Origin of the sequence: Chryseobacterium formosense (genome assembly GCF_900116415.1) — a bacterium.
GTDB lineage: Bacteria > Bacteroidota > Bacteroidia > Flavobacteriales > Weeksellaceae > Chryseobacterium > Chryseobacterium formosense.
On sequence record NZ_FPAP01000007.1, the window covers coordinates 48,608 to 61,837 of the forward strand.

At 35.2% G+C, this 13,230-nt stretch carries 12 protein-coding genes; 5 read left to right on the forward strand and 7 right to left on the reverse strand.

Features of this window, described 5'->3' with window-relative positions; all coding sequences use genetic code 11:
• Positions 1-122: 122 nt before the first annotated feature.
• The 6 genes from BM371_RS19215 to ileS all read right to left on the reverse strand — a co-directional run bounded on the left by BM371_RS19215 (position 123) and on the right by ileS (position 5,919).
• Positions 123-767 (reverse strand): SanA/YdcF family protein, encoded by a 645-nt coding sequence (locus BM371_RS19215; protein WP_034676875.1) that lies wholly within the window; start codon positions 765-767, stop codon positions 123-125.
• 127 nt (positions 768-894) lie between these two features.
• Complete coding sequence (locus tag BM371_RS19220) at positions 895-1,536, reverse strand: lipoprotein signal peptidase (protein WP_034672635.1); 642 nt, start codon at positions 1,534-1,536, stop codon at positions 895-897.
• The gene (locus tag BM371_RS19225) at positions 1,536-1,727 is read right to left on the reverse strand and encodes a DUF2683 family protein (protein ID WP_034672634.1); all 192 of its coding nucleotides are present in this window, start codon (positions 1,725-1,727) and stop codon (positions 1,536-1,538) included. Before BM371_RS19225 ends, BM371_RS19220 begins: the two co-directional genes overlap by 1 nt.
• Positions 1,728-1,759: 32 nt before the next feature.
• Positions 1,760-2,005, reverse strand: coding sequence for a DUF6576 domain-containing protein (locus BM371_RS19230; protein ID WP_034672630.1), 246 nt, complete (start codon positions 2,003-2,005; stop codon positions 1,760-1,762).
• Positions 2,006-2,089: 84 nt separating this feature from the next.
• Complete coding sequence (locus BM371_RS19235; RefSeq protein WP_034672627.1) at positions 2,090-2,470, reverse strand: TraR/DksA family transcriptional regulator; 381 nt, start codon at positions 2,468-2,470, stop codon at positions 2,090-2,092.
• Positions 2,471-2,529: 59 nt separating this feature from the next.
• Positions 2,530-5,919, reverse strand: a complete 3,390-nt coding sequence (gene ileS / locus BM371_RS19240) for an isoleucine--tRNA ligase (RefSeq protein WP_034672624.1) — start codon at positions 5,917-5,919, stop codon at positions 2,530-2,532.
• Positions 5,920-6,304: 385 nt separating this feature from the next.
• Between ileS and BM371_RS19245 the strand changes: the two genes are divergently transcribed.
• Both BM371_RS19245 and BM371_RS19250 read left to right on the forward strand, forming a co-directional pair.
• Entirely contained in the window at positions 6,305-7,597 is a 1,293-nt protein-coding gene (locus BM371_RS19245; protein ID WP_034672622.1) for a flexirubin biosynthesis putative acyl-CoA ligase FlxY, read from the forward strand.
• 88 nt (positions 7,598-7,685) lie between these two features.
• Entirely contained in the window at positions 7,686-8,279 is a 594-nt protein-coding gene (locus BM371_RS19250; RefSeq protein WP_051882508.1) for a hypothetical protein, read from the forward strand.
• Between the two features lie 35 nt (positions 8,280-8,314).
• On the opposite strand, the gene BM371_RS19255 is transcribed toward BM371_RS19250, so the two are convergent.
• Complete coding sequence (locus BM371_RS19255) at positions 8,315-9,559, reverse strand: NAD(P)/FAD-dependent oxidoreductase (protein WP_034672619.1); 1,245 nt, start codon at positions 9,557-9,559, stop codon at positions 8,315-8,317.
• A gap of 97 nt (positions 9,560-9,656) precedes the next feature.
• Here BM371_RS19255 and BM371_RS19260 point away from each other — a divergent pair, with 97 nt between their 5' ends.
• The 3 genes from BM371_RS19260 to BM371_RS19270 are packed head-to-tail and all read left to right on the forward strand — an operon-like array spanning position 9,657 to position 13,227.
• Positions 9,657-11,177: a flexirubin biosynthesis tyrosine ammonia-lyase FlxA gene (locus tag BM371_RS19260; RefSeq protein ID WP_034672616.1), complete on the forward strand. Its 1,521-nt coding sequence runs from the start codon at positions 9,657-9,659 to the stop codon at positions 11,175-11,177.
• Between the two features lie 46 nt (positions 11,178-11,223).
• Positions 11,224-11,955: a flexirubin biosynthesis SDR family reductase FlxB gene (fabG, locus tag BM371_RS19265; protein WP_034672614.1), complete on the forward strand. Its 732-nt coding sequence runs from the start codon at positions 11,224-11,226 to the stop codon at positions 11,953-11,955.
• A 51-nt stretch (positions 11,956-12,006) separates the two neighbouring features.
• Entirely contained in the window at positions 12,007-13,227 is a 1,221-nt protein-coding gene (locus tag BM371_RS19270) for a beta-ketoacyl-[acyl-carrier-protein] synthase family protein (protein WP_034672611.1), read from the forward strand.
• Positions 13,228-13,230 lie beyond the last annotated feature (3 nt).

Here is a 13,230-nt window from a genome sequence, read left to right on the forward strand (position 1 = left end):
GATTGGCTTTAGCCAAAATTTAAAATGTCTCACGCAGATTTTGCTGATTGAGCAGATTTCTTATAGGTAAAATATTTAGACGAAAAATCTGCGTAATCTCCGAGATCAGCGAGAGATTAAATTTAAGGAATCACAATTTTCTCTCCTCCAAACTTCGGCTCAACTCCAAACATAAAATCCCAAAAAACTTTAGCTCTTGCCAGTTTTTCTCTTGCATTGGTTTTTAAACCGGCATATTTGTTCACATCTTTTGCATTATAAGCCCACGCTTCAATATTGTTTTTCCTTGCAAGATAAACCGCTCTTTCATTGTGAAATCTTTGTGAAATGATAATGTATGAGTTTTGACCAAAAATTTCTTTCGCTCGTAAAACAGAATCTAAAGTTCTGAAACCTGCAAAATCCTCGAAAATTTTATCGGCAGGAACTCCGGCTTTGATGAGCTCGTTTTTCATTTCTTCCGGTTCGTTGTAATCTTCTTTAGAATTGTCTCCGCTTACAATAATATTTTTGATTTTTCCAGATTTATATAAGTCTGCAGCAGCTTCAATTCTGTTGAAAAAGTAAGCATTTGGTGCTCCGTTTGATAAAGTTTTACTTGTTCCTAAAAGAAGTCCGGTCTTTTCATCAGGCAACTTAGAAACATTAGAAGTTACGTAATCTTCCGTCTGATTATTTATCGTAAAATTTGACCAGACGATAAAAATAATTCCTGCCACGAAAAGCAGCAGGAAAATTTTGATTGTATTTTTTATAATTTTTCTCATACATTTTAACCTTGAAGGTTTCATAAAAGTATGAAATCCCCATGAGTTGGCAACACAAAAAACCGATAGAGATTATGGGATTAAATGTGTCCTTTAAAAGACAATAAAAATCTACATATTAAATATTTTAAAATTCAAGTCCGTTCGGGAAAGCTTTTTTTCTGAAAATTAAAAGTAATGCAGCTCCTACTGTAATGGCTGAATCGGCAACATTAAAGATGTATTTGAAAAACTCAATATGTTTTCCTCCAATTAGAGGCCAGCTTTCAGGAACGTACCAATCAACGATCGGAAAGTGAAGCATATCAACCACACAGCCTTTCATAAAAGTAGAATAGCCTTGTCCGAAAGGAACTAGTTTGGAAACTCCGCCATAACCAATCCATCTTCCGGTGCTTTCATCGAAAACGGTTCCACTGTCGAAAATCAATCCGTAAAACATCCCGTCAATTAAATTTCCGATGGCTCCGGCAAAAATCATTGCCATTGGAATCAGTAAGTAATTGGATTCACCTCTTTTTAGCCATTTTTTAAACAGATAAACCATTCCGCCAATCAGAAAAATTCTTACAATAACCAGAAAATATTTACCGATAATTCCGCCAAAATGAAAACCATACGCCATTCCCGGGTTTTCGACAAAAGTCTTATTGAAAAAGCCATTGATTACGGGAATACTTTCATTGAGTTCGAAATTTGTTTTCACATAAATTTTTGAAACCTGATCGATCAATAAAATAAGTAAGGTTACTAATGCTACTTTTTTCATTACTTATCTTTCTTAGGATTGTCTTTAAAATTTTTTACAGGTTTTTCTTTTTTCGGAGTACGGGGTTCGAAATTTTGAGTTTTTGCTCCTCTTGTATGAAATTTTTCATAGCGAATTCCCATATCTTTCATAACACTTTTCAGTGCATTCAGCTCCATCTGGTTTTTTGGGTGTACAATTAATGCTTCCATTTTAATTAATTTTTTGTAGTTCCGAGTGAGGCTTACTTTTTTGATAGTTCGTCGAGTCTTTTTCTGTCTTTTGCAGACAAATCATTGATTCCGTTTTTGCCCATTTTGCTCAGAAGACGGTCTATTTCTTTTTCTCTTTCTCTTTTGTCTGAATTAAATTTATCGTCAATCGTGAAATTTTTTTCCTTTTCAGGGAAGAATCTTTGCTTTATTTTTTCTCTGTTGAAAAACCATAAAACAGCAATAAGAATGACAGCTAAAATGATGAATTCAGTCATAGATATATTACAAATTAGGTTTATAAAATGTCGTAAAACAAATTATAAACCTAATTAATTATTTACAAAAATAAGATAAAAATTTTATCTCTGCATATTTTTAGCTTCGATGCTCAAAGTAGCGTGCGGAACTGCCAAAAGTCTTTCTTTCGGGATCAGTTTTCCGGTTACTCTGCAAACGCCGTATGTTTTGTTTTCAATTCTGATTAAGGCATTTTTCAGATCACGTACAAACTTTTCCTGTCTTCCTGCAAGAATAGAATTCTGCTCTTTGCTTAGTGTTTCTGCACCTTCTTCAAAAGCTTTGAAAGTAGGCGAAGTATCGTCTGTACCGTTATTTTGATCGTTAATAAAACTTTCTCTTATCAGCTGAAGATCTTTTTCGGCTTTATCTATTTTTTCTTTAATTATCTTTTTAAATTCCTGTAAATCAGCATCGCTGTATCTTACTCTTTCGTCTTGCATGTTCTTTTTTCTTTTTAATAAAATTATGAATTGGAATTTGAAAAAACAATAACTAATTATTAATTTTTTTCAACATTCACCTTGAATTTAATGTCATCTATGTCGATTTCGTTAAAATTTGAAAGTGAAGATACAATTTCTATTTTATTTGACAAGACTTCAGATGAAATATATTCTTCATTTTCTTTAATTTGATTTAAAAATGGAGAATTTTCTTCCAAAAAGATGTTGATTCTGTCTGTTAATTCAAAATCTTTATCTTTTCTGATGTTCTGAATTCTGTTAATAAACTCTCTTGCAATCCCTTCAGATTTTAACTCTTCTGTCAGTGTCAAATCTAATGCCACAGTTGTTTTTCCATCTGAAGTTACCGTCCATCCCGGAATATCTTTTGTTGAAATTTCTACATCGTTCACAGTAATTTCATATCCCTGAATATCTATTTTCCCTTCTTTTTCTAAAGACGAGATTTGTTCGGCAGAAAGATTAGTAATTTCATTACCAACTACTTTCATGTCTTTTCCAAGTCTCGAACCTAAAGTTTTGAAGTTGGGCTTAATCTGTTTTACAATTAAATGTGAGGCTTCTTCAGCGTTAATTAATTGCAATTCTTTAACATTAACTTCTTGTTTAATTAATTCTGCAACCGCCAAAATCTGCTCTTCAGTTTTAGCATCCAACACAGGAATTAAGACTTTTTGTAACGGTTGACGCACTTTTAAGTTTTCTTTCTTTCTTAAAGAGAAAACCATACTTGTAATATTTTGCGCCAAATGTGTTTTTTCAACCAAATCCTGATCGATCAAACTTTCGTCTGCAACCGGGAAATCTGTTAAATGTACAGATTCATTGCTGTCTTTTCCTGTTACTTTATTCAAGTCCTGATACAATTGGTCCATAAAGAACGGAGCAATTGGTGCAGATAATTTGGCAACTGTTTCAAGACAGGTATATAAAGTCTGGTAAGCAGAAATTTTGTCATCAGAATAATCGCCTTTCCAGAAACGTCTTCTGCACAATCTTACGTACCAGTTACTCAAATTATCATTGACAAAATTGCTGATTGCTCTTGCTACTCTTGTAGGTTCATAATCTTCGTAGAATGCTTTTACTTCTTTAATTAATAAGTTTAATTCAGATAAAATCCATCGATCGATTTCCGGTCTGTTTTGAATCTCTTTTTCAGAATAATTAAATCCGTCAACATTCGCATATAAAGCAAAGAATGAATAGGTATTGTAAAGCGTTCCGAAGAATTTTCTTCTCACTTCATCGATTCCGTCTTTGTCGAACTTCAGATTTTCCCAAGGATTAGCATTGGAAATCATATACCAACGCGTCGCATCAGGACCGTAATCTGAAAGTGTCTCGAACGGGTCAACTGCATTTCCTTTAGATTTTGACATTTTCAGACCGTTTTTATCCAAAACAAGTCCGTTACTCATTACGTTTTTATAAGCAATTGAATCAAAAACCGCTGTTCCGATAGCATGAAGCGTATAAAACCATCCACGAGTCTGGTCAACTCCTTCAGCAATAAAATCTGCCGGAAAAGCTTTATGGGTGTCAATTAATTCTTTATTTTCAAAAGGATAGTGAAGCTGCGCATAAGGCATTGAACCTGAATCGAACCAAACGTCAATCAGGTCACTTTCACGGTTCATTGCTTTTCCTGAATCTGAAACTAAAACAATTTTATCAACAATGTTTTTATGCAAATCAACCAAAGAATAGTTTTCTTCAGACATATTTCCGATCTCAAAACCTTTGAACGGATTTTCTGTCATGAATCCTGCTGCGATTGATTTTTCAATCTCATTGTACAATTCTTCGATAGAACCGATGATTTTTTCTTCTTTTAAATCTTCTGTTCTCCAGATTGGCAACGGAATTCCCCAATATCTTGAGCGGGAAAGATTCCAGTCGTTCACATTTTCAAGCCAGTTTGCGAAACGTCCTTCACCGGTAGATTTCGGTTTCCAGTTGATTTCTTTATTTAAATCAACCAACCTGTCTTTTACTGCAGTCATTTTCACAAACCAGGAATCTAACGGATAATACAAAACAGGTTTGTCAGTTCTCCAGCAATGAGGATAACTGTGAACATATTTTTCTACTTTGAAGGCTTTGTTTTCTGTTTTCAACAAAATCGCAAGTTCCACATCCCACGATTTTTCCGGTGCGGTTCCTTCGTCGTAATATTCGTTTTTGATGTATTTTCCAGAGAATGTTTCCGGAACATTTTCTCCTTTAATAAATCTACCTTGTAAATCTACCAATGGAACCAAATTATCATTCTCGTCTTTAATCAACATCGGCGGAATTCCTGCTTCTTTTGCAACTCTTGCATCATCTGCACCAAAAGTCGGAGCCGTATGAACGACACCTGTACCGTCTTCAGTAGTTACGAAATCTCCTAAAATTACTCTGAAAGCATCTTCAGGATTTTCATTTGGTGTAAACCAAGGAATTAACTGCTCATATTGAGTTCCAACCAATTGTTCACCAGTAAATTCTTTTAAAATTTTAAAAGGAATTGTTTTACTGTCTGAAGTATAGTTTGCTAAATCTTCATCAGTTCCTTCCACATATTTTTTACCAAAATTCTTTTCGACTAAAACTCTTGCCAAAACAACAGTTACAGGTTCAAAAGTATATTGGTTGAATGTTTTTACTACAACATATTCAATATCTCTTCCAACCGTCAAAGCAGTGTTTGAAGGCAAAGTCCAAGGCGTTGTCGTCCAGGCTAAAATGCTTACATCACCGTCAACATCGTTGAATAATTGAGAAGATTCTTTTTTAACTTTAAACTGAGCAACAATCGTTGTATCGGTAACATCATGATAGGTTCCGGGCATATTTAATTCTGCAGAAGAAAGCCCGGTTCCTGCTTTTGGAGAATAAGGCTGAATGGTGTAACCTTTGTACAATAAATCTTTGTTGTACAATTGCTTCAACAACCACCAAACCGTTTCCATGTATTTTGATTTGTACGTGATGTACGGATCTTCCAAATCTACCCAATATCCGATTTTTTCGGTAAGGTGATTCCAAACATCCGTATAACGCATTACCGCTTCACGGCAAGCTTTGTTGTAATCCTCGATCGAAATTTTTTTGCCAATATCCTCTTTCGTGATTCCAAGTTCTTTTTCAACTCCTAATTCAACAGGAAGACCATGCGTGTCCCAACCCGCTTTACGGAAAACCTGTTTCCCGTTTTGAGTTTGGTAACGACAGAAAATATCTTTCAACGCTCTGGCCATTACGTGGTGAATTCCTGGCATTCCGTTCGCTGAAGGCGGCCCTTCGTAAAATACAAACTCAGGTTTTCCCTGACGTGTTTCCACGCTTTTTGCGAAAGTATTGTTGGCTTTCCAGAATTCCGAAACTTGTCCGGCGATGTCGATAAGATTGAGGTTTTTATATTCTTTAAATTGGCTCATTGTAATTCTCAATTTGTTGATGATTAATCAAGTTGGCAAATTTAGTGATTTTTGTCGGTTTATAATATATGTTTTATTTTGATAACGTCTATGAAAAAGTTGTTTAAAACTTTATGGTGAAAATTTGCGAATTGTCAATTGTGAAATGTGAATTTTAGGATATGTTATTAAACAAAATTTGTGGCTTGCGAGTCAATAGAGGCGGGCTTTAGCCCGGCTTCAGTATTATATTTTCGCATTGGCTTTAGCCAAAACTTATTTTTTTCTCGCAGATTTTGCTGATTGCGCAGATTTAATTTTTAACATTATCATCTGTAAAATCTGTATAATCTGTGGGAAATAATTAATTTTAAATTAAATAAATTTGTCTTCTAAATTTAAACTATTGGAACTTTTCCCATCCATCGAAAAATCAAGCGTTCAGGAAATAAAAACTTTTCAGGAAGAAAAACTGAAAGAGCTTTTGAAATACCTTGAAAACCATTCGCCTTTTTATCAAAGAATATTCAAAGAAAATAACATTGCTATTTCTGAGATTCAGACTTTGGAAGATTTACAGAAAATTCCGACTACCGCAAAGAATGACATTCAACAGAATAATGATGATTTCTTTTGTGTTCCAATGACCGAAATTGTTGATTTCAGTACAACTTCCGGAACATTGGGCGATCCTGTGACTTTCGGACTTTCAGAAAAAGATATGGAGAGAATTGCCTACAATGAAGCTATTTCTCTTTCGTGTGCCGGAATTTCTAAAGGTGATGTTGTTCAGATGATTACCACGATTGACAAGCGATTTATTGCCGGTTTAGCCTATTTGCTAGGACTGAGAAAAATTGGAGCCGGAGTTGTAAGAATGGGACCTGGAATTCCTGAATTACAGTGGGATTCTATTTTCAGGTATAAACCGAAATATCTGATTACTGTTCCGTCTTTTTTATTAAAAATGATTGATTACGCCGAGAAAAATGGTTTAGATTATGAAAATTCAAGTGTAGTTGGTGCGGTTTGCATTGGAGAAAGTATCAAAAATCAGGATTTTACCGATAATATTCTTTCTCAGAAAATCAAGGAGAAATGGAATATTCAATTATATTCTACTTATGCTTCCACTGAAATGAGTACGGCGTTTACAGAATGTGAATTGCAAAATGGAGGACACCAACATCCTGAATTAATCATTACAGAAATTCTTGATGACGAAGGCAACCCAGTGAAAGAAGGAGAAAGTGGAGAACTAACGATAACAACTTTAGGCGTTGAAGCGATTCCTTTGCTGAGATTTAAAACCGGAGATATTGTAAAACCTCATTATGAACCTTGCCATTGCGGAAGAAATACAATGCGATTGGGCCCGGTTATCGGCAGAAAACAGCAGATGATCAAATACAAAGGCACAACTTTATATCCGCCTGCGATGAACGATATTCTGAATGATTTTAATGGGATTTCGTGTTATCAGATTGTGATTCATTCCAGCGAAATTGGTTTGGATGAAATTATTATCAAATTGAGCACAGAAAACAGTGACGAAAATTTTGTAAATGAAGTGCGAGACCATTTCCGTGCAAAATTAAGAGTAAGTCCTAAAATTGAGATTGTTGATTTTGATATCTTGTCTAAAATAGTTTTTCATCCGAACAGCAGAAAACCTATTACATTTATCGATTTAAGATAAATTTTATTCTATAAATATTGAAATATTGTTATTTAGTTAAGTTGGAATTTCTTTTCTAATGCTATATTTGCTGCTTTAATTATAATCTATGAAAAAAATATTTTTGCTTTTGTTTGTAGCAATAGCAACAACAACTTTTGCTCAAAATCTTACCGTAACTTCTGGAAATCTTAGTTTTTTAAAAGGACAAACAGAAGTTAATGTTGAACGGAATTACGGAAGCCCACTTTTTCAGGCTGATAATTTTTCGGAAACCGAATATTTAGAAAGAAGACATAAAGAAACAGTGGCTAAGAAAGGCGAAGCTGCCTGGAAAACATGGATTGACACGTGGGAACAACATGTGGAAACAATCTGGACAGAAAAGTTTATTGAAGGTTTAAATAAATCAAAAAAAATTAAATTCAGCCAAAATATTGAAGCTAAATATACTTTAATCATTCATCCAACATGGATGTACGCTGGTTGGAGCGGTTTTGTAACACAACCCGGAAAATTGTCTGCAGACATTACGATTGTGGAAACAGCAAATCCTTCAAACGTTTTGGTGACAATGAAAGGTGATAAAATTGAAGGAGTGGGAAGCAAGGTAGATTACGGAATGGAATACGGTAGACTTTCTGCTGCTTACGAAAAAACAGGTAAAGAAATAGGAAAAGAAATCAAAAAAGCTTTGAAATAAAACAAAACGGCCTGAAAATTCTCAGACCGTTTTTTTTATGCTTTTTCTTTTTCTGCCTTGATGAAATTGGCGAGGTTTACAATTGCCGTATCGTGAATTCTCACAAAAGTATTTTTCTTATCCCATACATAACCTGCCAAAACTGCACAAATTTTTCTTTTCACATCAGGATTTTCGGGTTGATGGAAGAATAACTCCTGAAGATTTCCGGTGTACCATTCTTTTACATACGTTGTGAAAACATTCACGCCATATAAAATATAATCTGCAAATTCTTTTTGCCAGTCTACTTTTTCGCCATTCAGTTGTCTAATTGCCAGTTTTGCTGCGGTCATTCCGCCTTCTGTGGCAAAAGCCATTCCTGATGAAAAAACGGGATCAAGGAATTCTGAAGCATTTCCAGTCAACGCAAATCCGTCTCCGTACAATTTTTTCACAGAACAGGAATAATCTTTCAAATGTTTTGGCTCAAATAAAAATTCTACATCTCCAAAGCGTTTTACATAATAATCAGACAGAGAAATTGCTTTTCTGAGCGCTTCTGCAGGATCTCCGTTTTCAGATAGTTTTTCAATATATTCGGTCGGGCCAACAATTCCTACACTCGTATTTCCATTAGAAAAAGGGATTACCCAAAGCCAGACTTCAGTTTCAATAATATCAAAAGAAATCAAAGTTCCTTCCACGCCTTCTTCTCTGTTGATGTCTACAACATGAGAAAAAATGGCAGAATGTGGAGAAAGTTTTGATGGCTTTTCCAAATCTAAAAGTCTGGGTAAAACTCTTCCATAACCGCTGGAATCAATGACAAATTTTGCATGAATTTCTTTGGTTTCTCCATCTTTGTTTTTAACGGTTGTAATAGAATCTGTTCCGTTGAATTCAATGCCGATTACTTCCGTTTCAAATTCAAGGTCAATACCTTTATTAATGACTTCCTGAGCTAAAGTATTATCAAAATCAGCTCTAGGAACTTGCCAGGTCCAGTCCCATCCTTCTCCGAATTTGTTGCTGAAATCAAAAATGCAGACCTCATTTCCTCGCATAAAACGTGCTCCCAATTTCTTTTCAAAGCCCATTTTATCCAAAGCAGGAAACAGTCCGGCTTCATCAAAATGATCCATTACTCTCGGAATTAAGCTTTCACCAACCACAAGTCTTGGGAATTTTGTTTTTTCAACAACTTTCACGTTGATGTTGTTCTTCTTTAAGTATGAAGAAGATACGCATCCTGAAGGTCCGGCTCCGATTACGAGAACATCAACAAATTCTTTGCTCATCTTTGATTTTTTATTTTAATAATTACTTCTATCTTTGCCGCAAAATTAATGACAATTAATTATATCCTACAAAATTATATATTATTACTTTTAATTAATGAAAATAAATAACTTTTTAGAACTGAAAGATTTTCAGAGAATTATTATCGAAAACGAACGCATAGAATTAGATTCATCACTTCTCCAGAGAGTGAATGAGAGTTTTTCTTTTCTTAAAGAATTTTCAAAAAATAAAGTAATTTATGGAGTCAATACCGGTTTCGGACCGATGGCTCAATTTAAAATTTCTGATGAAGATACGCATCAGCTTCAATATAATCTGATCAGAAGTCACTCTTCAGGTATCGGAAATCCACTTCCTGCAGATGAAGTTAAAGCCTGTATGTTGGCAAGATTGAATACTTTATCATTGGGAAATTCGGGAGTTCATGAATCTGTCGTTGATTTACTTAAAGAATTAATTAACAGAGATATTACACCGTTGATTTTTGAACACGGTGGTGTTGGTGCAAGTGGCGATTTGGTTCAATTGGCCCATTTGGCGTTGGTATTAATCGGCGAAGGCGAAGTTTTTTATAAAGGCGAAAGAAAATCGACAAAAGAAGTTTTTGAAACGGAAGGATTAGAAACGATTCAGGTTGAGATTCGTGAAGGTTTAGCTTTAATGAACGGAACTTCGGTGATGTCTGGAATTGGGATTGTAAATGCATACAAAGCCAATCAGTTAACTGAAATATCCATTAAATTATCTTGTGCTATTAATGAAATCGTTCAGGCATATGACGACCATTTATCAAAAGCTTTAAACGGAACAAAACTTCACATGGGTCAGCAGAAAATTGCTGAAAAGATGAGAAATCATTTATCTGATAGTCAATTAATCAGAAAAAGAGCAGACCATTTATACACTCATTTTGAAGAGCAGGAAAAGGTTTTCAAAGAAAAAGTTCAGGAATACTATTCATTGAGATGTGTCCCTCAGATTTTGGGTCCGGTTTTAGATACTTTAGAATATACTGAAAAAGTGTTGGAGAACGAAATCAATTCAGCAAACGATAATCCTATTATCAATGTTGAAGATCAACACGTTTACCATGGAGGAAACTTCCATGGTGACTATATTTCTTTGGAAATGGATAAGCTGAAAATTGTTGTGACAAAGTTGACTATGCTAGCTGAAAGACAACTGAATTATCTTTTAAATTCAAAAATTAACGAAATTTTGCCTCCATTCGTAAATTTAGGTAAATTAGGGTTTAATTTCGGGATGCAGGGCGTTCAGTTCACGGCGACTTCTACAACGGCAGAAAGCCAAATGTTGTCAAATCCGATGTATGTGCACAGTATTCCTAATAATAATGACAATCAGGATATTGTAAGTATGGGGACGAATGCGGCAGTAATTTGCAGAAAAGTCATTGAAAATGCTTTTGAAGTTCTTTCTATTGAAGCGATTACGATTGTTCAGGCGATTGAATACCTTGGTTTTCAGGATAAAATTTCATCAAAAACAAAAGAGTTATATGATGAGATCAGAAGAATTATTCCTGCCTTTTCAAGTGATATGATAATGTATCCGTATTTGGAGGAAGTAAAAAAATATTTAAAGACAACGTAATTATTGGCTGCTTTAAGTTGTCAATAAAATATAAAACTAAGTACATATGAAATGTGCAATTATAACAGGTGGTTCACGAGGAATCGGAAGAGCAATCTGTATAAAACTGGCTGAAGAAAAAAATTATCATATTTTAATTAATTATACTTCAAACGAAGCTGCAGCAAAGGAAACTTTGGCTAAAGTTGAAGAGTTGGGCTCTACAGGAGAAATCCTCAAATTTGATGTAGGAAATGCAGAAGAAACCCAAAAGGTTTTAAATGAATGGCAGGAAAATAATCCAAAATCTGTTGTTGAGGTGATTGTAAACAATGCCGGGATCACAAGAGACGGTCTGTTTATGTGGATGCCGAGTGAAGACTGGAATTCTGTAATCAACACAAGTTTAAATGGTTTTTACAATGTTACAAACTTCTTCATCCAGAAGTTATTGAGAAATAAATACGGCAGAATTATCAATATGGTTTCTGTCTCAGGCGTTAAAGGAACGGCTGGGCAAACCAATTATTCTGCAGCGAAAGGTGCTTTGGTCGGAGTTACAAAAGCTTTGGCTCAGGAAGTTGCCAAAAGAAATATCACCGTGAATGCAGTGGCGCCGGGTTTTATCAAAACCGATATGACTCAGGAATTTAACGAAGATGAATTAAAAGCAATGATTCCTGCAAACCGGTTTGGTGAAGCGGAAGAAGTGGCAGATTTGGTCGTCTTTCTTGCATCAAAAAAATCATCTTACATTACAGGTGAAGTAATTAATATTAACGGAGGAATTTATTCTTAAAATTTAGAGTTATAGTTTTAAGCTTTGAATTTTAAATCTTGAATTTATAAAATGGAAAATAGGGTAGTCATTACCGGAATGGGAATTTATTCCTGCATCGGCACTTCTTTGGAAGAAGTGAAGGAATCCCTTTATCAAGGAAAATCAGGGATTGTTTTAGACGAAAACAGGAAAGAATTCGGTTTCAGATCCGGACTTACAGGCGTAGTTCCGAAACCCGATCTAAAAAATCTTCTCAGCAGAAGACAGCGTGTAAGCATGGGCGAAGAAAGCGAATATGCCTACATCGCAACACTTGATGCTTTAAGACAGGCAAATATCGACCAGGATTTTTTAGACCAAAATGAAGTCGGAATTTTATACGGAAATGACAGTGTTTCTCAGGCAGTTGTAGAATCTATCGACATTGCAAGAGAGAAAAAAGATACAACATTGATGGGTTCTGGTGCGATTTTCAAATCGATGAATTCTACGGTGACCATGAATCTTTCGACCATTTTTAAATTAAGAGGAATCAATTTAACCATCAGTGCAGCCTGTGCAAGCGGTTCGCATTCTTTGGGGCTGGCTTATATGATGATTAAAAACGGTTTTCAGGAGATGATTGTTTGTGGTGGAGCTCAGGAAACCAACAAATATTCAATGGCAAGTTTTGACGGATTGGGCGTTTTTTCGGTGAGAGAAAATGAGCCACAGAAAGCTTCTAGACCATTCGATTCTGAAAGAGACGGCTTAATTCCAAGTGGTGGAGCGGCTTCTTTGATTGTTGAAAGCTTAGAATCAGCCCAAAAAAGAGGTGCAAATATTATCGCAGAAATCGTTGGTTACGGATTTTCGTCAAACGGCGGGCATATTTCTACACCAAATGTTGACGGTCCGGCTTTGGCAATGAACAGAGCGCTGAAACAATCAGGTTTAAACGCGGCAGACATCGATTATATTAATGCTCACGCAACTTCTACACCGATTGGAGATGCCAATGAAGCGAGAGCTATTCATGAGATTTTTGGAAGTGATGTTCCTGTAAGTTCTACGAAATCGATGACCGGTCACGAATGCTGGATGGCGGGAGCAAGTGAAGTTATTTACTCGATTCTGATGATGCAGAATGATTTTGTCGCTCCTAATATCAATCTGGAAAGTCCTGATGATGAGGCTAAAAAGATAAATCTTATCGCAGAGACAAAAAATCAAAAAATTGACGTATTTTTGTCAAATTCTTTTGGATTTGGCGGTACCAATTCCGCACTAATAGTTAAAAAATTTGATTAAAAA

Coding starts and splice junctions, on each gene's coding strand:
- BM371_RS19215 (WP_034676875.1), bottom strand. CDS start 767: ATGAGAAAAATTATAAAAAATACAATCAAAATTTTCCTGCTGCTTTTC.
- BM371_RS19220 (WP_034672635.1), bottom strand. CDS start 1,536: ATGAAAAAAGTAGCATTAGTAACCTTACTTATTTTATTGATCGATCAG.
- BM371_RS19225 (WP_034672634.1), bottom strand. CDS start 1,727: ATGGAAGCATTAATTGTACACCCAAAAAACCAGATGGAGCTGAATGCA.
- BM371_RS19230 (WP_034672630.1), bottom strand. CDS start 2,005: ATGACTGAATTCATCATTTTAGCTGTCATTCTTATTGCTGTTTTATGG.
- BM371_RS19235 (WP_034672627.1), bottom strand. CDS start 2,470: ATGCAAGACGAAAGAGTAAGATACAGCGATGCTGATTTACAGGAATTT.
- ileS (WP_034672624.1), bottom strand. CDS start 5,919: ATGAGCCAATTTAAAGAATATAAAAACCTCAATCTTATCGACATCGCC.
- BM371_RS19250 (WP_051882508.1), top strand. CDS start 7,686: ATGAAAAAAATATTTTTGCTTTTGTTTGTAGCAATAGCAACAACAACT.
- BM371_RS19255 (WP_034672619.1), bottom strand. CDS start 9,559: ATGAGCAAAGAATTTGTTGATGTTCTCGTAATCGGAGCCGGACCTTCA.
- BM371_RS19260 (WP_034672616.1), top strand. CDS start 9,657: ATGAAAATAAATAACTTTTTAGAACTGAAAGATTTTCAGAGAATTATT.
- fabG (WP_034672614.1), top strand. CDS start 11,224: ATGAAATGTGCAATTATAACAGGTGGTTCACGAGGAATCGGAAGAGCA.
- BM371_RS19270 (WP_034672611.1), top strand. CDS start 12,007: ATGGAAAATAGGGTAGTCATTACCGGAATGGGAATTTATTCCTGCATC.